The following is a 25,312-nucleotide window of genomic DNA, read 5'->3' as shown; positions in this document are numbered from 1 at the left end:
GCCGAGCTTGCTAGTCCAACCTTACCCGACATCTGAACCCCCAGGTTCCCTTTGTTGCAAATCGCCGCTCGGACGCGACGAGAGGGGTCCAGTTATCCGGATCGTCCCCTCTGCATGGTTGACGCGCGAAGGGGCTCTTTACCTAAAGAGCTTCAGAAGATTCTTTTCAGAAGGTCGGCTTTTTTCAGCTTACAAGGATCATCACGCCGGGTATCCGGCGGACCGTGAGGCTCTGCGTCGACGCTAACGCCTCGATCGCTGCGTACGCTTGGCGAATCGAGAAGATCGCGCTAATCGGCTCCATCGCTTGGCTCTGGTTGCCAAGAATGATCCTTTCGGGAACGTAGCGGCCGAGCTCGGCGAGCGCGTTGGCGAAGGGACGACCCTCGAAGATCACGCGGCCCGACCGCCACGCAAGGATGGTCTCGGCATCGACGGTCGTCGCGGAGCCAGGCGACCCGCCTTCGACATAACGCGTCTGCTGGTTGGAATTGACGGTGACCGCGGACGGCGGTCCGTGTGGCGTCGGGCTCATCGGATCGGCTGGGCCGAATACCCGCACCTGGCCTTCTGTGACCGTGATGGTCGCTTGGTCGTCAAGAGCGCGAACCGCGAAGGCCGTGCCGGTGGCGTCGGTGTTTCCGCCGAAGGCCGCGACTCGAAAAGATGCGCGCGCGTCCGACTTTACTTCGAATAAGACCTCGCCTTCGAGAAGCTGGACAAGCCTCAGATTGGGCTGGTAGCGCAAGGCGATCGCGCTGTCTGTGTTAAGTGTCGCGATCGAGCCGTCCGGCAAGGCAACGCGCTTCTGTTCGCCAGCGGCCGTGCGATAGTCCGCTTCCAGCAACAATTTGAGGCAAGGCGCAGCGACGTAGGCCACCACGCTTGCCGCGACGGCGCCCCCTCCAACCAGGACGGCCCGCCGACCAATTGTCCGCTGGGCAGTTCCCTGACTGGACGCCTCGCCCTCCAGCGCGTCGGAGCGGCCGCCGGGCGGCTGCAACTGCTGCCAAAAGGAACGTTCGCGGGCGAAGGCCTGCGCGTGTTCTCTGGATTCGTATCGCCAAGCCTTGAACCGTGCGAGTTCAGCCTCCGTCACGGAGCCTGAACTCAGCCGCACGACCCAATCCCTGGCGTCCTTGACTGCGCGATCGCTGACTGCGTCCGGTCTATCGGTTTCGTCCATATGCTCGCACGACGTGGTTTCCGGCGGAGCCGCCCTTTAGAGCGGTTCTACCTTAAAGACGCGCGAGACGGCGCCTTACCCAAGGGACGTCGCCGAATTTTTTCTATTCAGTTCGCGAAGCGCTCGCGGACGGCCGCCAGATGTTCCAGGACCCGTCGCACATGATAATAGACGGCCGTCTCGGAAATTCTGAGTTGCGCCGCGATCTCGCGATGCGTCTGGCCGTCGAACCGGTTCATCAGGAATATGCGCCGGCTCTGTTCTGGCAGCGTCGCCAGTGCTCCTTCGACCTCTTTCAGCGCCTGCCGGCCCATCAGGATGCGTTCCGGCGTAAACTCCGTTTCCGTTTCCCAGAGCAGGCCGTGGACCTCGTGGTCGATCGTAGACCGTCGGCGTTCCTTGCGGACGTGATCCGTCGCCGCGTTTTGCGCCACTCTCCGCACGAAGCCTTCGGCGTTCTCGATCGTAGCCTCCTCACCGACCGCTTCAAGTTTGAGCCAAGTGTCCTGCATCACATCGGCGGTGGTCGCAGAGCAATGCACGCGCTGATAGACTGCAGCCTCAAGCTGGGGGCGGTCACTGACAAAGACCTTAAGGAGCCGTTTGAGGGGTAGGCTGGACATGATCGTGACGCCGGAAGCCGCAGCCAACACGCGGCGCCGCGTATGCGCGCCGAGCTGACTGCGCTTAGCTATAAGATTTAAAATTCTCTTGCAAAGACAATACATTAGAGCGGCTCTAAATTCACGCACGTTCAGTTTAGGATCGTTCAACACATGCCGCATAAGTTGCTGTTAGTCTGCATTTCGAAATAGAGGACGACTCGAAGCGTGGTTCGCGAGGCGCCGTGATTTCTTTGTGATAGTTGCGATTCGGCAACAGCGCCGGCCGACTGCCGTTCGGATTCCATATCTGCAGAAGCTTGCCGGTTGTTCGGAGTCCATGCGCTTTCTGCGCGGTGAAGAACGGAATGTCACATCTGGCTAGCGCGGCTGACATTCACGTCATCAACCTCGAAGCGGCATACGACTGCTCCCGCTCGGTCTTGGTGGGTCAGGACAAGAGCCGACGGTCGAGGCATTCTTGAAACGCGTCGGCAGCGAGTATCCTCAACCGCGGATCAAGGAAGGGAGGCGCCAGCTGTGGTTGCGAGACGATCTGGACCGAGCCATCGTTCCATATCTGACGCCGGGCGACCTCGCCGAGGATTTATGATGCTTGAATGCGCGCGCCCGCGCTTTGTAGAAGCGCGACGGGCCGCCAACGGTTTGGTTGCGTTCTAATTTTGCATTCCAAAATATTATCGCAAGCTCGGCTGCGAAATCGCCAATGAGCCACTGGGCGCGAGCGATGAAGCCGCCTGCGGCGAGAACGGCAAAGGCGGGCGGGCCGCCACGCTTGATGCTTTGTTCGATGAATGGAACGACCATCGGAGGGGCGAGCCGATCACGCAGGCAAAAATTGCGCGCTATGGCAGCATCGATTGGCTCTTCTCGCAGCACAAGACCGAGAAGGCCTACACGGAGAAGGTCTCCCCGCGCTCACGCCCCGACTACGAACGGATCATGCAAATGATCGGTGGCACCGTCGGCAAGAGCGGACGGCGGATCGGTGAGTGGCGGATCATTGAGGTTACGTCGCGGGCCGCAGACAATATCTATGAGAGGATTATCAACGAGCCTGAGAGGCTTAGGCTGCGGCAGGGCGAGAAGGTGGTCGGCCTCTGCCGCAGAGTCTGGCGCATCATGCGTCGGCTGCACCCGGAGCTGTCCGACAAGAAGCATCCAAACCCGTGGAACGATTCACGCTCAAGAGCCGCACCAAGAGTAAGAAGCACGCGGTCACACGCGAGGAGGTCTACAAATTCGCGTGGGGTTGCGTCAAGCAAAGTCGGCTCGAGCCTGCGGCAGTCGCGGTCATCTGTTTCGAGTGGCTGCAGCGGCCCGAGAACGTGGTGGCCCGGCTTTTGACCTAGCCGGACTATCGCAGCGATAAGTGGCCGCATGCCGTGCGCATTGAGCACCACAAGAACAGGGCGTTGGTCCGCTTGAGGAGACCGTCGATAGCGAGATCGTCAAGTTCTATGCCGAAGCCGAGGACATTCTGAGCCATCTGCTCAAGCTCGGCATTCCGATGATCATGCGCTGCATCGAGAAAGGCGAGCGCAAGAGCCACGCAAAGGCATGGTCCTATCCTGGCATGGAAAAGGCGGTGCAGCAGCTGCGCAAGAAAATTGACGGCGTGTCTTCGCTGTTCACGCTCGACGCCCGCCGGCACGGCGGCATGACCGAACTGGAAGAAGCCGAGCTGACCGACGGGCAGGGCCGGGCGCTCTCCGGACATAAGACGTCACAAGCCTATCGCGGCTATGCCAAGGAAACGATGAAACGGGCGCTGGCGGCGACCCGTAAACGTCGCGCGCACCTTTTGGCGCAAAAGCAGTTTGAAGAACAGAATGTTGATCAAACGCATCAGCTCGAAACCACGTAAAAACTAGCGCCGCAATGAGCGGGTCGCTTATGTCTGGCGGCTGCAATTCGTCCGAGCCGCACTCGGCTTTGAACTCGTCGGCCGGTTTCCGTCCCGGCATGAAAACGAAAGCGGCGCAGAAATTCAAAATGCGGCGAAATCGAATTTCCAAATACGTGCAAAGACTGCGGCGAGAACCAAACGGTTTCGCTAGAAAATTCAACTTCTTCGGGGGCGGGAGGATTCGAAGCTCCGTATGGCGGAATCAAAATCCGCTTGATTATCCAACGATTTCAGGGGCATTTGGAAAAAACAGCGAAAACACGCTCCAGCAGTTTCAATAGCCTGCGAACCGTTTCCAAATGAAAACAGCTTTCGTAACGCCATCATGCCTGGCAGCAGGCTAGGTTCGCCGCACAAGATGTAAGCGCCCACCGAAGAGGGCCCCTCGGAACCAAGAAACGGCAGACAATCGTCGTTCAGGCATGGCCAGTCATTCAGCCGTCGAGCGGGACTTTCCAGATCGCGAAATCTGGCCGCGTAAGAATCGTTAAGAGTCCGTCCCATAACTTCGCGATTAATTACATAGCTTTCGGAGCATGAGGCGGATCGAGGCGAGGCGGAGGAAAATGAAGGCGCTGAGGTTGAGATTTTCCCAATCCTTGGCCAGTCTGCGGCAGCGGTTCAGCCATCCGATCGATCTTTCTACAATCCATCGCTTGGGCAGGGCGACAAACCCCTTGGCGGCGTCCGAGCGTCTGACGATCTCCGTTTCGAGGTTCGGCAGGATCGTCGCCAGCGCCGTATGAAATACGGGTCCCTGATATGCGCTGTCGGCAAACAGTTTTTTGAGGAATGGGAACATTCCGAACAAAGTCGACAACAGCGCGATGCCGCCGTCGCGATCCTGAACATCGGCCGACGTTATCAGGCCCTGTAACAGCAGACCCTGCATATCGACGAGAACGTGGCGCTTCTTGCCCTTGATCAGCTTGCCCGCGTCAAAGCCGGGCGGATCGATGCGAGCCCCCCTTTTTCCGAACTCTTGACGCTTTGGCTATCGACGATGCACGCGGTCGGACTGGCTTCGAGGTCAAGCTTTTCGCGGCATTTGACGTAAAGTGCATGATGGATGCGATCCAGCGTCCCATCATGGCTCCAGTCGCAGAAATAGCGATACACCGTGCTCTTGGGCGGCAAATCCTTCGGAATATAGCGCCACTGGCAGCCCGTGCTCAGCACATACATCAGACCGTTCACCAGATCGCGATCAACAACCTCGCGCCTGCGCCCGCCGCGTCGGGCAGGAGGGATGAGCGGCGCGATCTGCGCCCACTCCGCATCGGTCACATCACTCGGGTATCGCAAATGATCGCGATTGTACTTCGCGCGATTTTCCGCCGTCCACATCGGCAGCTCCTCGAATCAGGCTGCCCCCAACAGGAATCATAACCGATTCATTCGAATCGAGAAGTTTCGAGACGGACACTTAGTATGCCTCCCTCGCAAAGGTGGAGCAGATATTGGCAGAGAAGAAGAAGAGAGGCGATCTGCGCCCACGCTGCAGGCGTGGCGCCATCCGTGGTTTCCGCTTGATTACGGCATGTCTCGCGGAAGAGGGGCGACAACTCTAACCTGAAATAGCCCTCGATAATGTTAGGCCGTGAACCCATAAATCTGTCGCGCAGACCGCATGCCTGAGTCCGCCATTCACCGATAGCGACCAAATTCTGTAGCGCAGCTAAATGACGCAATGTGCCAAAGGCGGTCATCCGGGCGCGCCAGCTTTTCGCAAGGCTTGGCCTAATTTCTCGGCATCTTTGAGTCGACGAAATGGCCTGCTTTTGATCCCGGAAATGCGCAAAGCGGCGTCGGTTTGCAGGACTGCGTCGCAAGTGTGACGGCCTTCGGCGATACGTCCGGCCATCGCTAGGTTCGCCATCAATATTCGCTGCGCGCCCGGAAAATTTGGCTCGCGCTGGATGGCGCCCGTGGCCGAGGGCAAGCCATTCCCCTTTACTCCCCACCAGACAGGAAGGAAAAATCAGCTTGCGTCGCAAACGATACCGTGTATCATTAATCGATAATAAAGTATCGGAAAATGATATACGAGAGGAATTGGGGTGCACCATGGTTGATGCAAGTCTGGATGTCAGAGACGCGGACGATGGGCTCCGGTCTCGAAGTGTCGTCATCACCGGTGGCGCGCGCGGCTTGGGTTTTGCACTTTCGAGGATGTTCCTTTCGCGGGGCGCTCATGTGGCGATCATCGATATCGATGAAGCAGGCCTTGATGCCGCCGTCGCCAAGGCCGGCGCCCATTGCTACGGTGTCGTGGGCGATATCCGACGGCGTCAGAACGCCCACAACTCTTTTGCTCAGGCCGTGGCTGCCCTCGGCGGCCGCGTCGATGTCCTAGTCAATAATGCCGGTGTCTATCCGCGCACGCCGATCCTGGAGATCGACGATGAGGCTTGGGATTTTACATTCGACGTCAATCTGCGCGGCATGTTCCACATGAGCGCTGCGGCTGCTTTGCATATGAGGAAGAACAAGGCCGGTCGCATCGTCTCCATAGCGTCAATAGATGCCCTGACCCCCTATGCTAAGAACGCCCATTACGCGGCTGCGAAAGCAGGAGTGGTCAGCTTTACCCGCTCGTTCGCGCAGGAGCTGGCGCCCGACGGCGTACTGGTGAACTCCGTTTCGCCGGGCCCCATCGACACGCCCAATCTCCGGCAGCTAGGCATTTACGACGACCTGTCGCGTTCCGTTCCGATCGGGCGCGTCGCTGACCCGACTGACATTGCAGAGGTCGTCTGCTTTCTCGCCGGCAGCCGCAATCGCTTCATGACGGGCGAGAACGTGGTCGTCAGTGGAGGGATCCTTATGGCGTAGGGTGTGAAGTTGATGATGCGGGCGGCTAGGATAGGCCCGCTGCCGAGAAGAAACGTCAAACACAGGGGAACTGAGATGACTGAGATCGACAGTGCGAAGACTTTTCCACGGTTCAAGCTCAACCGGCGCCAGTTGATGACCGGGATAGCTGGGGCAGGCGTCGCCGGTGCAGTGACCGGCTTTCCTTCCATTCTACGGGCGCAGCCCGCCCAAATGACCTTTCCCAATTCCGGCGGGGCGCTGGAGGAGGCGTTCAAGAAGGCGTATATTGAGCCCTATTCCGCCAAGTCGGGTATTCAGATCATGACCGCACCGTATATGGATATGGCGCGTGTGAAGGCTATGGTCGAGAACAATGCTGTCGACGTCGACGTGCTCGACATCGACGCCACAGAGGCCGCGACATTGGCTCGTGAAGGGCTACTCGAGCCTATCGACTACGACATGATCGACAAGTCCCATCTGCTGCCGGAGGCGACGCGCGAACACTATGTTCTGGTCGACGTCGCGGCCTATGTCATGGCGTGGAATACGAAATCCTTCAATCAGACGACGCGACCCAAGACTTGGGCTGAGTATTTTGACGCTGCTGGCAAGCCCGGCCAGCGCAGTCTTTGGAAGCTGGCGGCGCAGACGATGGAAGCGGCGGCGATGGGCGGCGGCCAAGCGCGCGGCAAGCTTTATCCGATCGACCTCGATCTCGCCTTCAAGTCTCTCGACCGCATCAAGCCGAATCTCACCTGGTGGTCGTCGGGCGCGCAGAGCGCGCAGCTTCTGATCGATGGCGAGGTGGATCTGGGCACATCCTGGAACGGCCGGCTATTCAAGGCCAAGGGAGACGGCGCCGCCATCGACTACACCTTCGACAATGCACTCTATGTCTGCGATGCCTTGGTTATCCCCAAGGGGGCCAAGAACAAGAAGCAAGCTATGGAGTTCATTGCCACCTTCCTGGACGCCCAGAACCAAGCGGTCTTCTCGAAAACGATCCCCTACGGCCCTGTCAACACGAAGGCCTTCGAACTCCTTACCACGGAAGAGCGCGGGAAACTGCCCAATTCTCCGGAGAACGGGAAGACCGCGGTCTTCCAGGACTTCGACTACTGGGCGTCCTCCGGGGCGGCTATCTTCGACCGCTTCAACAAGTGGCTGGTGGGTTGACGAGGACCAGCATGACACAGGTCGTGAATGAAGCAGGATTTGTACCAGGCGCCGCGCGTGCCTGGCGTAAGCCGTGGCGACCAGGGAGAGGCAACGGATTCCTCCTAATCGCGCCGCTGACCCTGCTCTGCGCCTTGTTCGTCGTGCCGCTGGCGCTTGTTGTGGTTCGCAGCTTCTCCGGTCCTCAGCCGGGATTGGCGCAGTATATTGAGATCGTTTCAAATCCGAGCACGGCCTGGGTAGTGCTCTACACCTTCTGGACGGCATTACTTGTGACTGCCGCAACCTTGCTGCTGAGCTACCCCGTGGCCTTTACCATCAGCCGCGCCAAGGGCAGATTGCTTACAGTTTGCCTTGCGATGGTGCTGATCCCGTTTTGGACGAGCACCGTCATCCGCACGTATGGCTGGATCGTCATCCTGCAACGGCGCGGCATCCTCAACGATATACTCGTTGGCAGCGGGCTGATCGATCAGCCCTTGCGGCTGATGAACGACGGGTCGGGGATGCAGATCGCCATGATCCACATAATGTTGCCTTTCATGATCCTGCCCCTGCTGAGCGCGATGCGCGGCATCGACGCCAACTTGATGCGGGCTGCGTCCGTTCTGGGCGCGAACCCACTGCGCCAGTTCGTGCATGTCTACCTGCCAATGTCCCTCCCCGGTGTGAGCGCGGGATGCGTGCTGGTGTTCATCTCATCGCTCGGCTTCTATATCACGCCCGCCCTGCTCGGCGGTCAGCGGACCATGATCGCCGTGCTCATCGAACAGCAGGCCTCGCGGCTTTTGAATTGGCCGCTGGCCTCGGCGCTTGCCACCATTCTCCTTGTCCTCACCAGCGCGCTCTTCATCATTTACGAACGCCTGATGGCCCGATTGGGCGGCGGCAAACCCGTCGGCGAGGTACAGTGATGCGTGCTACCGCGGGAACTTGGCCAGTTGCGCGATGGGGAGTCCTTGGGTTCACCGCGATCGTTCTTGTATATTTGGTCATCCCCACTCTTGTAATCATGCCGCTGTCGTTTAGCAGCGAGTCTTTTCTCCGCTTCCCGCCACCGGGCTTTTCGATGCGTTGGTACGAAGCATTCGCGGGCAGTGCTGATTATCGCGCTGCGATCCTGAATAGCATCAAGATCGGCGTGCCCGCCGCCTCGCTGGCAACTGTTCTAGGCACACTGGCTGCGCTGGCGGTTGTGCGGGGAAAACTGCCGGGGCGCCGTCTCGTTGGCGCGCTGATCATCGCCCCGCTCGTACTCCCCCAGATCATCCTCGCGATCGGCCTCTTTCCTGTGATGATCCGCCTCGGCCTCATTGGCACCTATCCAGCGATCCTGCTCGGCCATACGGTTGTGTGCATGCCGCTCGTGTTCATCACTGTGTCGTCATCATTGCGAAGCTACGCACCGACCTTCGAACTAGCGGCCATGACGTTAGGAGCCAATCCATGGAACACATTTCGTTTCGTCACCCTTCCGATGATTAAGCCCGGCGTGATCGTCGGCTTCATCTTCGCCTTCACCTTCTCGTTTGACGAGCTAATCCTGGCGATGTTCCTGACCAGCCCCGCGACGCGGACCGTGCCGCGCCTGCTCTGGGAGCAGCTCAACTTCCAAATGACGCCTGTAATCGCAGCCGCAACGGTGGTGTTGCTCGTTTTGACCATGGGGCTGCTGTTAGTTGCAGCGCTCACGGAACGACATACACGCGCGGGACGGAGAACAGAAGGATGAACCAACATCTCATGGCCGATATCAAGCGCACTGCAGCCTCGGCGGACAAGATAGGGGCGATCGTGGAGTTCGATCAAGTCGCCAAGTCTTATGGCGCAGTATGTGCTTTGCAGCCGACCACATTCCAAGTCGGGGCCGGCGAATTCTTCGCCGTTATCGGTCCTAGCGGCTCCGGCAAGTCGACATTGCTTGGAATCGTTGCCGGTTTCGTACCCCCGACAGCCGGCGCGATCCGCGTCAATGGCACGGATGTCGTGTCACTGGCGCCCTACAAGCGCAATTTCGGAATGGTATTCCAGAACTATGCTCTTTTTCCGCATATGACGGTGGCCGAGAACATCGCCTTTCCCCTCAGGATGCGTGGCGTCTCGAAAGCCGACACCGCTGAGCGGGTCAGGCGAATGTTGGGCATGGTGAGACTTGCGAACTACGGGGAACGCCGCCCAATGGAACTCTCCGGTGGCCAGCAACAGCGCGTCGCTCTTGCTCGGGCGGCTGTCTATGATCCGCTCCTGCTCCTTATGGACGAGCCGCTCGGAGCGCTCGACAAGAACCTGCGTGAGGAGATGCAAGAGGAGATCAAAAAGTTCCAGGCGGCGCTGGGCGCGACCGTGATTTATGTGACGCACGATCAGCACGAAGCCGCCTTCATGGCGGACCGCATCGCGATTATGCGCAATGGGCGCCTCGAGCAGGCGGCGGCGCCACGTGAACTTTATGAACGCCCGCTCACACCTTTCGTAGCGAGCTTCCTCGGTGAGGCGACCCTCCTGCCGGTGAAGGAAATCTTGTCGCAAAAAGGTGAAGAGGTGGTGGTCAAGACCGATAGTGGCCTGAAGATCTGCGCGACGGTGCGGTCCATTGCGCAGGCGGGATCATCTATCTGTATCCGACCGGAAAACGTCGTTCTGGGCGCAGCCAGCAAATGCGCCAACAGCTTTTCCGGCGTTATCGAAGAGGTGCTCTACACGACCGGGAGCATCCGCTACCGGGTGCGCTTGGCGGATACCCAAACACTGTTGACTGCGCGCATTCCTTCCCACCCCGACATCGCCCTCCTTGCGCACGGCGAGCGGGTGGAGGTTGGCTGGCGTCGCCAAGACGCGCTTCTCGTTTCGGGAGATTGAAGTGACAACCGCCTCAACGCCATAGGCGCTCACGCCTTATCGACAGTTTCAAGACATCGTGACGGAAGCAGGTCCTCTGCTCCCGACGATCCAGCTCTGCCAATTTCACAAGAGGATCCAGATATGAGCGAGTTCGACGGCAAAGTAGTCATCATCACCGGCGCCGGCGCAGGGATGGGGCGAGCGCACGCCGTGCTCTTTGGCGAGCGCGGTGCGACAGTTGTCGCCCAAGACATCAACCGTAACGCCGCGGACGAAACCGTAGCGATGGTCGAGCGCGCTGGCGGCAAGGCGGTCGCGCTTGCCTGCGATGTCGCCGACGCGCCGCGTCTCGTGGCCGCCCTCACGGGCGCCACCAATAAACTCGGCCGGGTCGATGTGCTCGTCAACAATGCAGGCATCGGCGGTGAGCCGATCATCGAGGACACCACCGAGGACGAATTCGACCGCACTTTCGCCGTCCACGTGAAAGGTACTTTCTTTGCCACCAAGGCCGTTGTGCCGTTCATGAAACAGCAAAAGAGCGGCAAGATTATCAATATCTCGTCGATCTGGGGCCTGATCGGCCACCACTATGGCTCGCCATACTGCTCGGCCAAAGCAGCGGTGCTTGGTCTGACGAAGGCCTGGGCCAAGGAACTAGCGCCCTGGAACATCCACGTTAACGCGGTCGCCCCAGGTGGCGTAATTACGGAAATGGTGCTCGCGCAGCCCGACATTGAGAAGAAGATGTCGGCCAAGGTGGCTCGTGTACCGCTCGGTCGTTACGCCGAGCCTCGGGAGCTGTCCTACACCGTAGCATACCTCGCATCGTCGCAGGCTGACTTCATCACCGGCCAGGTCATCAGTCCCAATGGCGGCGAGGTCATTACGTGATTGTCTAAGGAACGGGGCCGACAGAATGCCGGCTCCTTCGTTCCGGATTGGTTGTTCCGATTAGCAATCATCAGAGCAGCATAAAAAGTGGATTGACAAAATATCACATAGTGATATTTATTTAGCGAAATGCGATAGGGAGACGAGAATGCGCTTCGGTTTGTTCAATCTTATGAACCAGCTTCATATTGATCAGAAGGAGGTCTTTGGCGGGACGATCGACAGCGTCAAGCTGGCCGATCAGATGGGCTTCGACGTCGCGTGGTTCGCCGAACATCACTTCGCGAACTATAGTCTTTGTCCGTCACCTCTCATGATGGCTGGAGCGGTAGCCCGCGAGACGAAGAACATAAAGGTTGGTCCGGCAGTGATCGTGGCGCCCCTCTACAATCCCATTCGCGTTGCCGAGGAAGTCGCGCTCCTTGATCAGCTCAGCGAAGGAAGGGCCGTTCTCGGCATGGGCTGCGGCTATCAGCGCTTTGAATTCGAGGCCTTCGGAGCCGACCTTTCGGAACGCCAGGAGCGAATGCTCGAGATATGGCGGATCATTGACCAAGCGGTCCACCAGAACCGCTTTTCCTTCACCGGCGACAAGTACCAACTCCCGGATGTCACCCAGGCAATCAGGCTCTACCGTCCGCGCCGCCTTGATACTTTCTTCGTGGCATGGACGCCGGAGATCATCAAGCACGCTATCGCCGTAGACGCAGTGCCGTTCTGCTCGGTTGGCTGGGGCAATTCCGCCGCGCTCAAGGCACTCTATGATCGGGTCGCAGAAGAATACGCAACGGCGGGAGCCGATCTGCGAACGCGCCGCTTTGCTGCGCAGCGCTTTGTATATGTGACCGACGACCGCGACGAGCTGCGTAAGGCGGCGGAGGGAATCCGCTATGTCGGGCGCTGCGGCGGCCATATGCGGGTCGGCGCACAGGTAATGGAAGGTCACATCATCGCCGACCGCCCGCTCAACGGGGAGCCGACGCTGGAGGCCATAATCGAGGGCGTGCCGATTGGCAGCCCTGAGGTGGTGGCCGAACGCATCGTAGGCGAAATACGCTCGATTGGGATCACTGATTTCAGCTGTTTTATGTGGCCCGCCGGCATTCCGGCGCGCTCCGCCCTTCGTTCCATGGAACGGTTCGGTTCCGAGGTGTTGCCGTTGGTGAACAAGGCGCTCGCGGTGAGCGGGACCGAAGCAGCGAGGCACGTTGCGTGATGTGCCAGCTCGATACTGTATTCGGAGAGTTCCTTGAGGAAGCGGAGGGCGGAATCGATGATCAAACGTCGTTTTCCGATGCCGCCTATAAGGATGCGCTGGTCGAGGGTTTCAAGCGTGGCATGCGCGGCTTGGCCGGTGGCGTCTGTGCCGTAACCGTTAGGGACGGCGGTTCGATCGTGGGCGTCACGGCGACTTCGGTCACATCGCTGTCGATGGAACCTCCGTCTCTGCTGGTCTCGATCCGGAAGTCATCCAGTTTGCTGGCGTCGCTTCGTCGCGCACGGCGTTTTACAGTGCATATTCTGGCGGAAGGACAGACGCGAGAGGCGGACGCCTTTGCCGGAAGGCTGGGCACAGCACCGCGCGAAACCTTGGTGGAATGGGAGCCCTCAACAGGCGAATGCCAACGGCTGGCCCGGTCGACGTATCACATCGATTGCCGGGCGATGCGTTTCATCCCGTTGTTCTCCCACGCCATCGTCGTGGGGGTCGTCAGCGGCGTGGAAACCGGACCCGCCAAGGCGCCCCTCGTCTATTTCGATGGGCGCTATCATCAAATCGCCCGGGCGGACTGACAACGCGTTTTGCGCTGCCAAGCAATCGGAAACTCTTCATGACCAATATCTTCCATCGGATGCCCCGCCACGTCTATCCGACCGCCGTGCGCGGCGACGGCGCCTACATCATCGACGCCAGCGGCAAGCGCTATCTGGATGCATCCGGCGGTGCAGCAGTTTCCTGCCTCGGCCACAGCAACCGCAAAGTCATCGAAGCCATCAAGGCGCAGCTTGACGAATTGCCCTTTGCCCACACATCGTTCTTCACGACATCTGCCGCGGAAGAGTTGGCAGCTCTCATCGCAGAGCGAGCGCCGCCTGGGCTCGATCACGTCTACTTCCTTTCGGGCGGCTCGGAAGCGGTCGAGGCAGCGCTGAAAATGGCTCGCCAGTATTTCGTCGAAAAGGGAGAGCCCGAGCGTTGCCGTTTCATCGCCCGCAACCAAAGCTATCACGGCAATACCATTGGAGCGCTGTCGGTGGGCGGCAATCCCGGCCGGCGTGCGCTGTTCGAGCCAATCCTCATCGATGTCGAGCATGTATCGCCATGTTTTGCCTATCGTAACGCCCAGCCCGGCGAGACCGAGGACGAATACGGCCGCCGGCTGGCCGAGGAACTCGAATCAACGATCCGCCGGCTCGGTCCGGAGACAGTGATAGCATTCGTTGCCGAGACCGTGTCCGGCGCGACGCTCGGCGCCGTACCGCCGGTGACCGGATACTTCAAACGGATACGCGAGGTCTGCGACCGCTACGGCATCCTGCTCATCCTGGACGAAGTTATGTGTGGTATGGGTCGTACAGGCACGCTTTTTGCCTGCGAACAGGATGGCGTCATACCCGATATTGTTACCATCGCAAAGGGCCTGGGTGCCGGTTACCAGCCGATCGGGGCGACGGTCGCCTCGTCGAAAATCTTCGAGATGATCGTCGGCAAGTCGGGCTTCTTTCATCATGGGCATACCTATGTGGCACATGCAACCGCCTGCGCCGCCGCACTTGCCGTCCAGAAGGTGATCATCGAGGAGAACCTGCTGGACCAGGTTCAAGAGCGCGGCCGCAAGCTTTATGGCCGATTGAGAGAGGCGTTCGGGCAGCACCAGCACGTCGGCGACATTCGGGGGAGGGGTCTTTTCTGGGGTGTCGAGCTCGTCGAAGACCGTGATAACAAGGCTTCCTTCGATCCTTCCCACAAGCTTCATTCGCTCATCAAGCTGAATGCCATGGACGCCGGCCTCATGTGCTACCCTTCGGGCGGCACAATCGACGGTGTGCGCGGCGATCACGTCCTGCTGGCGCCGCCCTACATCATCAACGACAGCGGCGTGGACGAGATCGTCGACAAGCTTTCCTTTGCGATTCAGCGATCGATCGACCAGATTCGGTCTCGGCCTGCCGCCGCCCTTTCCTGAGGATAGCCGATGTCTGTACCGCGCCTGCAGAACGTTTATTACGTCGTTGGTGACACCGAACAGGCCCGCGACTTTTACGAGAACGCGCTTGGCCTATCATTGAAATTCTCGGATCCCGGTAGGTGGGTCCAGTTCAAGTCGGGAGACTCAAACTTCGCCCTGTGCATTGCGGACGAAGCGCCCGTAGGAGTGCGGGGCGCGACTGTCGTTTTCGAAGTCGAGGCCATCGATCCATTTCGCAAAAGGCTGACGGACGCGGGGGCAAAAATAATCGCCGAGCGTGACATGGGCGGCCATGGCACAACTTTGAGCTTCGTCGATCCCGCAGGCAACATCGTCCAATTGTTTGAACGCGCTCGCTGGCCAAGTTAGTGGTTAGACACTTTCACGCAAAGCTGGCTTGCCCGCTTGCCGGTTCCGATTCTGGAACAATCCCTCGCCAGGTTCAGGCGGCAAAAATGCGGCTGGCGGTCAGTGCCGGATTCGATAGGTTGCGAGCCGCCGTCTGAACTGGAATGGTGAAGCGGCGCAGCGCTGTCTCCAAATCGTATTCCGCCTTGTTCATCGATAAGGTGACTGCTGCTACAGGTATACCACCATCGCCGAGAACCGGTGCGGCGATGCCAATCTCGTTCTCGACCACTTCCTCGTCCTGCCAGGCGATGCCGTCTTCGCGCGCTCTCGTCAGAATGCGTCGAATTTGGTCAGGGTCCACGATGGTCTTGTTTGTCTGTGGGGTCATCGGCGAATGCGCCAGGATGCCGGTGATCTCGGCATCGGACATCCGTGATAGCATAGCCCGTCCTGCCGCCGTGGTGTAGGCCAACCGCCGCACAGGCAGTAGCGCGAGATCGAACGTCACAAGGTTCGAGACGCGGTGCATGTAGAAGACGTTGATGCCATCCATAATGGCAAGGCTGATCGCTGCCGTGGTTAGACGCGCCAAAGGCTCAAGATACTTCGGGGCCGAGAGCATCAGCGGGTCGGTCTGGGAGAAAGAGACGGCAAACGATACGATGCGCGGCGAGAGGCTATAGCGCTTCGTTTTCTGGTGCCGACGCAGCAAACCAAGGTTCTGCAGAGAGAACAGGAGGCGTTGTACCGATCCCTTCTCTAGGCCGGTCTTCACCACGATCTCTGAGAAGGTCAGAGCGTCGACCCTCTCATCGTAGAGATTTAGGATCTTCACCGCTTTTTCCAGCGTTCCAAGTTGGAGGTCACTCATTGTTGTCGGCTAACCTCCGTCGGAACAGATGAACAAAAGCTCGATTCGCAGGCGCGGGATCGATATGTGGACCTTGTTGATCATTAAGTGATATAGCATTCCGCCGCAAGGCTAGGCCGTGATCAAATTGGATCAGGTCCCTGTGCGCAGAATCCCCTCGCTGGCCGACATACTTGTCATCGCGCCGTACAACGCGCAGGTCCTCCAACTGCAGGCCGCACTGCTGGCTGGCGGTAAGCGAGAAGGGCACCCCATCTAGCGTCACTCTCAATCATTGCGCGACACTGACGGCACATGATCGAGCGTGGCAGACGGATCTGACGACGGATCGTTGTGCGCGAGGATTGCCACCGACCCGACACAGGCGGGAACATGACAACGCTGTTCTCACCAAGATCACGAATGTCGATTCCTCGCTACGGCCGCCCAAATTGCGCTCAAGAATGATCGTCCGACGAACCGCCAAATACGGCAACCGTAGTCAGGAGGGCTTTGGGCTGGGAGGACCCGACTCTGGCGCGCCATAGCGAAGCGCTGGCCCATCGGATACGATGACGGCCTACGATGCTTCTCTAACGTCGTCGGCGGCAGCCAGAAGCCGGCCGCTTCCGTAGACTAGTATGGAGGAAGCGCGGCGGAATACGTTGGACCTGCGACATGATGATCTCCTCATTTGTTCGCACGCCGGAATGGCGTGCAGAGGAGGGGTCGACGGGAAGAGCGCCTCGCGGAAAACATCCCGCCGGCGAATGAGACGGGAGTTAGGTAACCCCGTCGTTTGTGCGTCTCTTTACGACACGGCCGCCGAATCTACGAACGACGCTTGGTGGGTATTGGCCGGGGCAGGGGGTGTTGCTATTCTACGCCTGCATTCGATCGGCTTCCCATTGGCTGCCGGCCGCGCCAGCAGGATCGAGGCGGATCGTAACGAAGACAAAAATCGCAAGCTAGCGCGCAATATCGTATTCTGGCGTAGAAAGGACGGCGGCTCCCCGGGCTGAACGAAACTGCGAACTTCGTGTTGCCGATTCCCCTCAAAACTACGCCAGAGCCCTCCCTCAAGATTCGCAAGCGAGATCGCGACCGCGCCGAGCGAATTCGGCTGGCCGGCGGTCCGAAGCCGTCCCTCAGAGAACGCGCGGTCGCACTCGCCCTGGAGATGGGGGTAGTCCGGACGAAAGCGCTGACCGACATTGGCGTTCCTCGCTGCTATCTGGCCCGCATGTGCGACGAAGGCTTGCTGGCGAAGGTGAGCTATGGGCGCTACCGAGCAGGAGTTCCCAAAGCGGCTTGATGGCATGATACGAATGGCTTTTGAGGGCGCAAGATGGGGGCAAGAGCCGGAGTAGAATTAGGCAGGCTGGCGTAGCAAAGGTGGGCTTGAGCTCCGGAGGCCCGCGCACTTTCCGACAGCGCTTGCTTAGTCTCTTATGTTCGCCGTCAAGGAGTAAGGCGCGGTTGATCGCCCGCCTAGCGAGACGGCCGTGGGCGGGACAGGCCATAGCTGTGCAGGGCCGGGAGTGGAGCGAGAGACGACGGTTGATCAGACTCTTATTCGCGGGTTGGTTACCGCCTTCCGTGTCTTCGTCTCGGGGCTTTCCTCGGTCTGGAGGACGGGCGAGGGCCGTGCTCAGGCGACGTAAGCGGGATGCCTCAATGCCATCCAGGTGTATCCGTTTTCCAAGGGAGCGCTGCATAGGGGCTATGACGCGCCCGGCGAGATCCCCGATATCGCGCTCGAGCCGGGCGAACCGCGCGCTGGTTCCGGGCCCGTGGCTACCGGCGACACGCTGTACTGGATCGTCTGCGACATCGAAAGCGGGGCCAAGACGGCCAAGCGCGTCCGCTTCGTCGTCAAACCGACGCGGCCTGACCTGACGAGCAATCTCATCGTTAACACCGACCATTGCATCGGTGTCCTGGACCTATTCGCCGGATCGGCTATTCGCCCTGCAGCAACAGAATTCGGCGGAGTTCAGGCTCGGCGGCGGACATCAGAAGAATGTTCGAATCGTCCGGACCGACGGGAGGCCGCAGCAGGAGAGGACCCCTCGCGCGACGGCACGCCGCCGCCTGTCAGCAGTGAGTGGGCGCCGCAGGAGATCGCCTGCGGTCCCGCCGATCGCCAGTGAGCCGGCTGTCGCGACGGATTCTCATGGGCCTCGGCGAGGTAGCGGCTTCAATATCGGCGCCGCGATCGCGTCGCAGCGAAAACCTGTCGGATCCGAACTCTGTGGCAGACGAACACACAGGCGCTCCCGAAAGCGATGTCTACGCTGACTTTCTTGCAGCGTGGCTGCCTAAGATTTCGCCGTAGTATACGGACATGGTTATTCGTAGAATCGCGCTGATGCTGCTTGCCGCTCTACCTCGACGGGACTCTGGGCGCGGACACGGTGCGCATCATGGAAGATGCAATGCTATGACCAAAGGGCACACTGACTCAATCTCGCAATCTGTCTCTGTAGAACTGATAGCCGTCCTGGTCGCCGTCACAAATGGACAACCAAAGGTCATAACCGTCTCATCGGGCGACGCCCTCCCCGCTGGCCCGCTTGAGGAGAGCCACAAATCTCTTCAGGCGGGATTGCGGGCCTGGGTGGCCGATCAAACGGGACGCCGTCCAGGCTTCGTCGAACAGCTCTACACATTCGCTGATCGCGACCGCGGACACAGCGAGAAGTACACAAGGCAAATATCGATTAGCTATCTCGGTCTGACTGGTGAGGACGGGCCGCTCTTGGCGTCGACCTCGTGGCGCGGTTGGTACGGTTACCTCCCCTGGGAGGATCGAAGAGACACGGTGCCCGCGTTGCTAAAGGACATAGTCGAACCAGGGGTCCAACGCTGGGTTATTGCGACTAAGGATGCTTCCGCAAGGCAAGCTCGAAGGGAACGCGCCGCCATCGCGTTCGGCCTCGATGGGCGCAACTGGAACGAGGATCTCGTACTCCAGCGATACGAGTTGTTATTTGAAGCGGGCTTGCTGCCGGAAGCGGGCCCCGCCGGGCGGCGATCGTTGCGGTTGGGATCTCCCATGGAGGCTGACCATCGACGAATCCTTGCTACAGGCATCGCCAGATTGCGCGCGAAGATCAAATACAATCCCGTGGTCTTCGAGTTGATGCCGCCCATTTTCACGCTTCAGCAACTGCAGCAGTGCGTCGAGGCTATCGCTGGAGCAAACCTTCACACGCCGAATTTCCGACGTCTAATCGAGCAACAGCAGCTCGTGGAGGCGACCGGCGCGATGGTCGCCGACACAGGGGGACGACCGGCGAGAGCCTATCGGTTCCGGGCCGAGGTCAAAGAGGAGAGAGCGGCCGTGGGAGCGAGGCTTCCGATCGCACGCGCTTGACATTTGTTTTTCTCCGGATGAGTATATGCCAGATTTTCTCACTATGAGATTAACAAGATGCGCCCACGGAATGACGAACTACCTCTCGCCTTATCCGCACTATATCAAAGGGTAAGCCAGCACGTTCCCGCTATCGAATGGCCGGTGTTCGAACGCGACATCGAAACAATTTCGCGCCTCAAGCGCGAGCGCAATGCGGTCATCCTCGCGCACACATGACCCCAGAAATCTTCCACTGCGTCGCTGATGTCGTCGGCGACAGCGCTGCAGGAGGGCGCCGGGCTCTGATTGGGATTTCAAGCCATTACGACTTCAAACGAGAAAAGGAAATCTCTCATGATCTACGAACTGCGCATTTACCGCAGCATGCCCGGCCGCTTGCCAGCCCTGCTCAATCGCTTCAAGAATCACACGCTGCGCATCTGGGAGAAACACGGCATTCGGCAGGCGGGATTCTGGACGACGGTGATCGGCGAGAGCCACCGCGACCTCACCTACTTTCTGGCCTGGGAAAGCCTGGCGGAACGCGAGCAGCGCTGGCCGGCTTTCGTGGCTGATCCCGAATGGATCTCCGTCGTGGCGGAGTCGGAGAAGGACGGCCAACTCATTGAGAACATCGCGAGCCAGTTGCTGGCCCCGACGTCGTTTTCAGCTGTGAAGTGAGGGGCTCGTCGCCTCAGAACAACCCCAGCGCCTCGATCGCCGCGGCCCATTCGAGCACGCCGTTATCCGCGCCGCGGAGGCCGATTGCCTGTAGACCGACCGGCCGTCCGTCGTCGGTGAGGCCTCAGGGCGGCACGCAAGCCGGCTGCTGGCCGAGGTTGACGGGGAGGTTGAACCCCGCCCATTCCGTCCAGAGGGGTCGGCTGAACGACTATGTTGGGCGCAAATTCGCCGAAAGGCAAACAGTCTTCGACCCTCCTTCAGGAATATTCGGATTTTGTCGTTGAGTTGCTCCTTCGCGGCATTGCTTTTCCATCGCAACACTAGCGGCGCGTACCAACCTCTTAACGTGGAAGAAGGCGTCGGCCGCGGCGCCGCTTGAAAGTGGCGCATCGCCTGGGGAGATGCGGGCGTCGTGTGTGCGCCTCTATACGACACGACGCGGCCGCCGAATCTACGATCGAGGCTTGATGGGTATTGGCCGGGGCATGGGGCGTTGCTATTCTACGCCTACCTTCGATCGGCTTCCCATTGCCTGCCGGCCCTGCCAGCAGGAGCGAAGCAGATCGTAGCGTAGGGAAACATCGCACGCTGGCGCGCAATATCGCGCCCTCGCGTAGAAAGGGCGGTGGCTCCCCGAGCAGGACTCGAACCTGCGACCATTCGATTAACAGTCGAATGCTCTACCAGCTGAGCTATCGGGGATCATGCCGGGCGTGCGCGCATATAGCACGAAAACTCGCGTTGAAAAGCGCGAAATTCATTGGGGTCCCCATGGGTTTTGCCGATGGCGTTGCGCCCCGGCGCGCGCGTCCTTGCGTCCGCCCATCCGCGGCGCCACCATCGCGCCATGCTTGATCTCCTCTCTTGCCCGGAATTGCTGACCCCCGACCAGATGGGCGCGGCCGATCGCCTGACGATTGCGGCGGGCACGCCGGGCTTCGTCCTGATGCAGCGGGCAGGCGCGGCGGTGGCGGACGAGACGGCGCGGCTGGCGCGATCGGCCGGGCGCATCGCTGTCTTTTGCGGTCCTGGCGCCAATGGCGGCGACGGCTTTGTCGCGGCGCGGCTGCTGCGGGAGCGCGGCTATCGCGTGGAAGTCGCGCTTCTGGGGCGTCTGGCCGATTTGCGCGGCGATGCGTCGCAGGCGGCGGCCGGCTGGGACGGAAAAATCGCGCCCGCCGCCGGCTTCGAGCCTGGCGAGGCCGATCTGGTCATTGATGCGTTGTTTGGCGCGGGGCTCGCCCGCGATCTCACGGGCGAGGCGCGGGCTTGCGTCGAAGGGATCATTCGATTTGGGCAGTCAGGGCGCCCGGTTCTGGCGGTCGATCTGCCCTCCGGCGTCGATGGCGCAACGGGCGCCGAACGCGGCGCGGCGGTGCGGGCGACCGCCAGCGTCACCTTCTTTCGCCTCAAACCCGGCCATTTGCTGCTGCCAGGGCGCGCGCGATGCGGGCGGATCGTCCTAGCCGATATCGGCATTGGCGCGGCGACGCTTGGCTCCATCGGCCCCATGGCGTTCGCCAATAGCCCCGCCGTATGGCGCGCCGCCTTTCCCGATTTACGGATCGATTCGAACAAATATGCGCGGGGTTCCGCGCTGGTTCTGTCGGGCGGCGCCAGCCAGACCGGCGCCGCGCGGCTGGCGGCGCGGGCGGCGCTGCGGGTCGGCGCCGGCCTTGTGACCCTCGCCAGTCCGTTGGAAGCCGTTGCGATCAACGCGGCCCATTCGACCGCCGTCATGGTCGCGCCTTTCGACGGGCCGGCGGGCTTCGCCGAACTCCTCGCCGACGCCAGGCGCAACGCCATCGTCATCGGCCCGGCGGCGGGCGTCGGCGCGGCGACCAAGGCGCTTGTGGCGACGGCGCTCGCGCGAAGGGAGGGCGGCGCATCGCCCCGCTCCTTCGTCCTCGACGCCGACGCCTTAACCAGTTTCGCCGGCGAGGCGGGCGCGCTTGCGGCGCTGACCAGGGGAGGGCGGGTCGATACGGCGATCACGCCGCATGACGGCGAATTCGCCCGATTGTTCAGGGCCAATCCCGAAATTGCCGAACTGCCGTCCAAACTGGCGCGCGCCCGTGCGGCGGCGGCGTTTTTGGGGGCGATCGTCGTCTCTAAAGGGGCGGATACGGTCGTCGCCGAACCCGGCGGTCGCGCCACCATCGGCGTCGATCTGCCGCCGACGCTGGCGACGGCGGGTTCGGGCGACGTGCTTGCCGGATTGATCGGCGGCCTTCTGGCGCAAGGCATGCCGATTTTCGAGGCGGCGAGCTGCGCCGTCTGGCTGCACGGCGCCGCCGCTCAAGCGTTCGGTCCTGGCTTGATCGCCGAAGACTTGCCTGAGACGCTGCCGCAGGTTTTGCGCGGGCTGGCGGAGCGGCGCGCCGACTTTAAGAAGTCGCGGGATTAGCCGGCTGGAAATAGCGCGTGACCTCCTCCACGCGCCGCGACAGGCGCGGATAGAACGAGAAGATATGGACGATGAAGCCGGCGATCGGCGGCACCATCGCCTCCTGCTCTTCGAAGGCTTGCGGGTTCATCGCGCTGTTCAGGCGCGCGCTGCCGCAGGCCAGCACCTGCAGCCCGGAGCGCGCCGCATCGAGATCCTGGGCGAGATAGGCGCCGACCCGGTCGCAGGTCAGTTCGCGGCTGCGCGAATAGGCCGCGCCAAGAAACGGCACGATCCAGCCAGGCAATTTCAGCAGGTTCTGGCGCCAGTCGAGATGGCCCGCCGCGTGATGCCCAAGCTCGTGTCCGATGACGAAGCGCACCTGCGCGTCGGTGTCGGCGTCGATCAGCGCCGAAGTCAGCCAGATATAGCGCCCGCCGATCAGGCGCAGGGCGAAAGCATTGATGAGGCCGCCTGAATTGTAGACGAAGGCCTTGGGCGCCTCCGGCAATTTAACCGCCGCCGCGCCCTCGACAACCATCTGATGGAGATAGGGAAATTGCTGCGGGCCGATCAGGACGTAATGGCCGTAGATATAGGCCCTGGTCAGAAACTTGCCGATGATGATCGCCAGCCAGATCAGCAGGCCATAAACGATATAGACGGCCAGAACGGCGACGACGGAATAGGCGCCGGTGACCGCCGCCAAAACAAGGCCCACGGCGAAGAGACCCCAAATGGCGGCCCCGAAGATCATCATCAACCGCCCGTAAAGACGCTCTTTACTGTGGCGCATGTGATCGACAACGTTTTCCATAGGCATGCTTCCTTGATCTCAAATCCCGCCTGAAACAGGGATGAGTAATTGCAATTTGTGACGATTCCCCAGCCTTGCGCGACCCCGGGGCGCTCAATCATGCGGCCGGCCGAAGTGACGCAGCGTCAGTATGGGCGGGCGGGGCGGCGCGACGCAAGCCGTTTGAAGCGGATTTGACTTCGCCGCGGAGGCCGCGCGCCTATTTCGCCGTCGCGCGCTGGCGCGCCTTTGCCGCGACGGTGCGCGCGGCCTCAGTCACCTGGAACATTTCGAGCAGGTCGAGATCGCTGCCCGCGACCGGCGCCAGCGCCGTGTCCATATAATCGCGCGCGTGGGGATCGCGTTTGATCGAACGGGACAGCTTGTACATCTTCCAGTACATGCGGGCGAATTTGACATGTTTTGCAATGAGTTCGCCGACATATTTGGGATAGAAGGTCAGCGGCGATTCGATCGCAAATCCCGGGCGCCGGTCGCGTCGCACCTTGCGTCGGACGAGGCCGCTTTCCAAGGGATGAACGCCCTCAAGCGCCATGCTGCCGCTGAACCACATCAAGAGATACATCATCGTGCTCATGCTGACGCGGGTCGCCTGAGCGCGCCGCAACACGGTCGCCACATGTTCGGGCGTGTAATACGTGTCCCAGGCAAGCTTGTAGACACGCTCCCATTCCGCTTTCGACATCAGGGGATGGCCGGTGGTGACGTGCAGCAGGTCGTATTTGTTCATGTCGGGGTCCATCGGAACCCCGCTGAGCAGCAGTTTCTTGTGATCCTCCGAGCCGGGCAGCGGCGTCAGGCAGAAGAATTCGAGGATATCGAGCGGCAGTTCGCGCTGAATGATCTTGATGTCGCGAACGATGCTTTCGGGCGTGTCGGTGGGAAAGCCCAGGATATAGCCGGCGTAAGTGAAGCAGCGCGCCTTCTTCCAGGCCAGCAGCATTTCGCGGTAATCGGCGATCCGGTTCTGCTTCTTCTTGGCGCCGACCAGGCTTTCGGGATTGATATTCTCCAGGCCGATGAAGACGCGCTTGACGCCGGCGCGCGCCGCCTTCTCGACGAAATTCGCAATCTTGTGACACATGGTGTCGACCTGGATGACGAATTTGAACGACAGGCGCTCCACTTCTCTGAGGTGGATCAGCCGGTCGAAAATCGACTCCCAGTTCTTGTTGCGCGCCAGATTGTCATCGGTGATGAAGAAATGCCTGATGCCCTGCGCCGTATAGGCGCGAATGAGGACTTCGACGTCGTCAGCCGTGCGGTAGCGCGACTTGCGGCCCTGGACGTTGATGATCGTGCAGAACGAACATTGGAACGGGCAGCCTCGTCCGGCGTCGAAACTGGCGACAAAGCCGATCGTGCGGCTGACGCGCGCGGCCGGCAGAAGGGGCAATGGCGCGCCTTCGATGCCAGGCAGGTCTTTCATGAAGTCATAGAGCGGCTGCAAGGCGCCGCGCGCGGCGTCCTGCAGCACGATATCGAGCCGGCCCTCGGCTTCGCCCGCAAACAGGGAAATGCCGAGTTGCTGCGCTTCCTTCATATCGTCGGGCATTTCAGGCAGCATCGCCAGACAGCCCGAGACATGGAAACCGCCGATGCCGACTTGAACGCCCGCCGCCCGCAGCGGACGCGCGATGTCGAGCGCGCGGGGAAACTGATTGGACTGCACGCCGACGAGGCCGACCATGCCGAACCCGCCGTTGCGTTCGATCGCGCGGATGATCTGGTGCGGCCGAACCCGCGAATTGGTTTCGTCGATAGCGATCGCCTCGATGTCGACGTCATCGCCAAGAACGCGTCTCGCGTTGCAATCGGCGGCGATTCCGTAGAGCACCGCGAGGGAATTGGAGGGAATGGCCGAGCGCAGCCATTGGATGACATAGCCGTCGTCGTCGTAATGCGACGGCTTGACGAGGTAGAGAAGGAACTTCTTACGCGCCGGCTTGATCGCCGCCGCGTCGCTCGGCAAGAACGATAACATCGCGCCGACCCTCCGTTTGTTCGCGCCCACGAACGAGAGGACTAGTACCGTGCGAGTGTAGCGCTGCGCCGAATGGATTTGCAAATTTGCCGCAATGCCGCCACAAAACGGCGTCGCGAGCGCTCTCCGAATGGGTCAACGTCGATGACGCATTTTCATCGGCGCCAGAGCTTGACGACTTTTGCTCGGACTGGCGTCATCGCGATCTCGGGCGACAATTGCGATGGGGCTCGTTCCGC

At 60.5% G+C, this 25,312-nt stretch carries 21 protein-coding genes, 1 tRNA gene and 1 pseudogene; 16 read left to right on the top strand and 7 right to left on the bottom strand.

Annotated elements, in window-relative coordinates; all coding sequences use genetic code 11:
* Positions 1–184: 184 nt before the first annotated feature.
* Together GSQ90_RS21130 and GSQ90_RS21125 are read right to left on the bottom strand one after the other, a co-directional pair.
* Positions 185–1,186, bottom strand: a complete 1,002-nt coding sequence (locus GSQ90_RS21130; protein WP_158816874.1) for a FecR domain-containing protein — start codon at positions 1,184–1,186, stop codon at positions 185–187.
* 107 nt (positions 1,187–1,293) lie between these two features.
* A complete protein-coding gene (locus GSQ90_RS21125) occupies positions 1,294–1,971 on the bottom strand; it encodes an RNA polymerase sigma factor (RefSeq protein WP_158816873.1) in 678 nt (225 codons plus the stop codon).
* A 1,348-nt stretch (positions 1,972–3,319) separates the two neighbouring features.
* On the opposite strand from GSQ90_RS21125, the gene GSQ90_RS21120 reads away from it, so the two are divergent.
* The gene (locus GSQ90_RS21120) at positions 3,320–3,676 is read left to right on the top strand and encodes a hypothetical protein (RefSeq protein WP_158816872.1); all 357 of its coding nucleotides are present in this window, start codon (positions 3,320–3,322) and stop codon (positions 3,674–3,676) included.
* Between the two features lie 556 nt (positions 3,677–4,232).
* Here the strand turns inward: GSQ90_RS21120 and GSQ90_RS21115 are convergent.
* Positions 4,233–5,065, bottom strand: a protein-coding gene (locus GSQ90_RS21115; RefSeq protein ID WP_158816871.1) for an IS5 family transposase whose coding sequence is annotated in 2 segments (ribosomal slippage) — positions 4,233–4,681 and positions 4,681–5,065 — 834 coding nt in all. Because the reading frame shifts where the segments join, the coding sequence is not laid out codon by codon here.
* Between the two features lie 720 nt (positions 5,066–5,785).
* On the opposite strand from GSQ90_RS21115, the gene GSQ90_RS21110 reads away from it, so the two are divergent.
* The 10 genes from GSQ90_RS21110 (at position 5,786) to GSQ90_RS21065 (ending at position 15,009) form a co-directional block, all read left to right on the top strand.
* Entirely contained in the window at positions 5,786–6,553 is a 768-nt protein-coding gene (locus GSQ90_RS21110) for an SDR family NAD(P)-dependent oxidoreductase (protein ID WP_158816870.1), read from the top strand.
* A 75-nt stretch (positions 6,554–6,628) separates the two neighbouring features.
* Positions 6,629–7,714, top strand: a complete 1,086-nt coding sequence (locus tag GSQ90_RS21105; RefSeq protein WP_158816869.1) for an ABC transporter substrate-binding protein — start codon at positions 6,629–6,631, stop codon at positions 7,712–7,714.
* Between the two features lie 11 nt (positions 7,715–7,725).
* Positions 7,726–8,628: an ABC transporter permease gene (locus GSQ90_RS21100; RefSeq protein ID WP_158816868.1), complete on the top strand. Its 903-nt coding sequence runs from the start codon at positions 7,726–7,728 to the stop codon at positions 8,626–8,628.
* Positions 8,629–8,783: 155 nt separating this feature from the next.
* Complete coding sequence (locus GSQ90_RS21095; protein WP_158816867.1) at positions 8,784–9,446, top strand: ABC transporter permease; 663 nt, start codon at positions 8,784–8,786, stop codon at positions 9,444–9,446.
* Complete coding sequence (locus GSQ90_RS21090) at positions 9,443–10,573, top strand: ABC transporter ATP-binding protein (protein WP_158816866.1); 1,131 nt, start codon at positions 9,443–9,445, stop codon at positions 10,571–10,573. The genes GSQ90_RS21095 and GSQ90_RS21090 overlap by 4 nt, the downstream gene beginning before the upstream one ends.
* 123 nt (positions 10,574–10,696) lie before the next feature.
* Positions 10,697–11,449: an SDR family NAD(P)-dependent oxidoreductase gene (locus GSQ90_RS21085; RefSeq protein ID WP_158816865.1), complete on the top strand. Its 753-nt coding sequence runs from the start codon at positions 10,697–10,699 to the stop codon at positions 11,447–11,449.
* Between the two features lie 148 nt (positions 11,450–11,597).
* The gene (locus tag GSQ90_RS21080) at positions 11,598–12,665 is read left to right on the top strand and encodes an LLM class flavin-dependent oxidoreductase (protein WP_158816864.1); all 1,068 of its coding nucleotides are present in this window, start codon (positions 11,598–11,600) and stop codon (positions 12,663–12,665) included.
* Positions 12,665–13,243 carry a flavin reductase family protein gene (locus GSQ90_RS21075; protein WP_158816863.1) on the top strand — a complete coding sequence of 193 codons (579 nt, stop codon included), beginning with the start codon at positions 12,665–12,667 and terminating at the stop codon, positions 13,241–13,243. The genes GSQ90_RS21080 and GSQ90_RS21075 overlap by 1 nt, the downstream gene beginning before the upstream one ends.
* Before the next feature lie 38 nt (positions 13,244–13,281).
* Entirely contained in the window at positions 13,282–14,637 is a 1,356-nt protein-coding gene (locus GSQ90_RS21070) for an aspartate aminotransferase family protein (protein WP_158816862.1), read from the top strand.
* Between the two features lie 9 nt (positions 14,638–14,646).
* Positions 14,647–15,009, top strand: coding sequence for a VOC family protein (locus GSQ90_RS21065; RefSeq protein ID WP_158816861.1), 363 nt, complete (start codon positions 14,647–14,649; stop codon positions 15,007–15,009).
* Between the two features lie 73 nt (positions 15,010–15,082).
* Here the strand turns inward: GSQ90_RS21065 and GSQ90_RS21060 are convergent, their stop codons facing one another.
* A complete protein-coding gene (locus GSQ90_RS21060) occupies positions 15,083–15,862 on the bottom strand; it encodes an IclR family transcriptional regulator (protein WP_158816860.1) in 780 nt (259 codons plus the stop codon).
* A 1,667-nt stretch (positions 15,863–17,529) separates the two neighbouring features.
* Between GSQ90_RS21060 and GSQ90_RS32500 the strand changes: the two genes are divergently transcribed.
* From GSQ90_RS32500 to GSQ90_RS21045, 4 genes and pseudogenes are all read left to right on the top strand, one after another.
* Positions 17,530–17,994, top strand: coding sequence for a TrbG/VirB9 family P-type conjugative transfer protein (locus tag GSQ90_RS32500; protein WP_371418423.1), 465 nt, complete (start codon positions 17,530–17,532; stop codon positions 17,992–17,994).
* A gap of 290 nt (positions 17,995–18,284) precedes the next feature.
* Positions 18,285–19,220 carry a hypothetical protein gene (locus GSQ90_RS21050; protein ID WP_158816859.1) on the top strand — a complete coding sequence of 312 codons (936 nt, stop codon included), beginning with the start codon at positions 18,285–18,287 and terminating at the stop codon, positions 19,218–19,220.
* 57 nt (positions 19,221–19,277) lie between these two features.
* Positions 19,278–19,507, top strand: a pseudogene (locus GSQ90_RS32495) (quinolinate synthase NadA); the annotation flags it as partial.
* A 49-nt stretch (positions 19,508–19,556) separates the two neighbouring features.
* Positions 19,557–19,883 carry an NIPSNAP family protein gene (locus GSQ90_RS21045; RefSeq protein WP_158816858.1) on the top strand — a complete coding sequence of 109 codons (327 nt, stop codon included), beginning with the start codon at positions 19,557–19,559 and terminating at the stop codon, positions 19,881–19,883.
* 629 nt (positions 19,884–20,512) lie between these two features.
* On the opposite strand, the gene GSQ90_RS21040 is transcribed toward GSQ90_RS21045, so the two are convergent.
* Positions 20,513–20,588: transfer RNA gene (locus GSQ90_RS21040), tRNA-Asn, on the bottom strand.
* A 145-nt stretch (positions 20,589–20,733) separates the two neighbouring features.
* On the opposite strand from GSQ90_RS21040, the gene GSQ90_RS21035 reads away from it, so the two are divergent.
* Positions 20,734–22,293 (top strand): NAD(P)H-hydrate dehydratase, encoded by a 1,560-nt coding sequence (locus tag GSQ90_RS21035; protein ID WP_158817334.1) that lies wholly within the window; start codon positions 20,734–20,736, stop codon positions 22,291–22,293.
* Here the strand turns inward: GSQ90_RS21035 and GSQ90_RS21030 are convergent.
* Both GSQ90_RS21030 and GSQ90_RS21025 read right to left on the bottom strand, forming a co-directional pair.
* Positions 22,274–23,089, bottom strand: a complete 816-nt coding sequence (locus tag GSQ90_RS21030; protein WP_158816857.1) for a M48 family metallopeptidase — start codon at positions 23,087–23,089, stop codon at positions 22,274–22,276. The genes GSQ90_RS21035 and GSQ90_RS21030 overlap by 20 nt on opposite strands.
* Positions 23,090–23,288: 199 nt before the next feature.
* Complete coding sequence (locus GSQ90_RS21025) at positions 23,289–25,073, bottom strand: radical SAM protein (protein ID WP_158816856.1); 1,785 nt, start codon at positions 25,071–25,073, stop codon at positions 23,289–23,291.
* Between the last annotated feature and the right edge of the window lie 239 nt (positions 25,074–25,312).

It is taken from the genome of Methylocapsa sp. S129, from assembly GCF_009765995.1.
Classification (GTDB): domain Bacteria; phylum Pseudomonadota; class Alphaproteobacteria; order Rhizobiales; family Beijerinckiaceae; genus Roseiarcus.
Note: the sequence above shows the minus strand (reverse complement) of the source record. Positions and strands in the feature narration are given on the sequence as shown.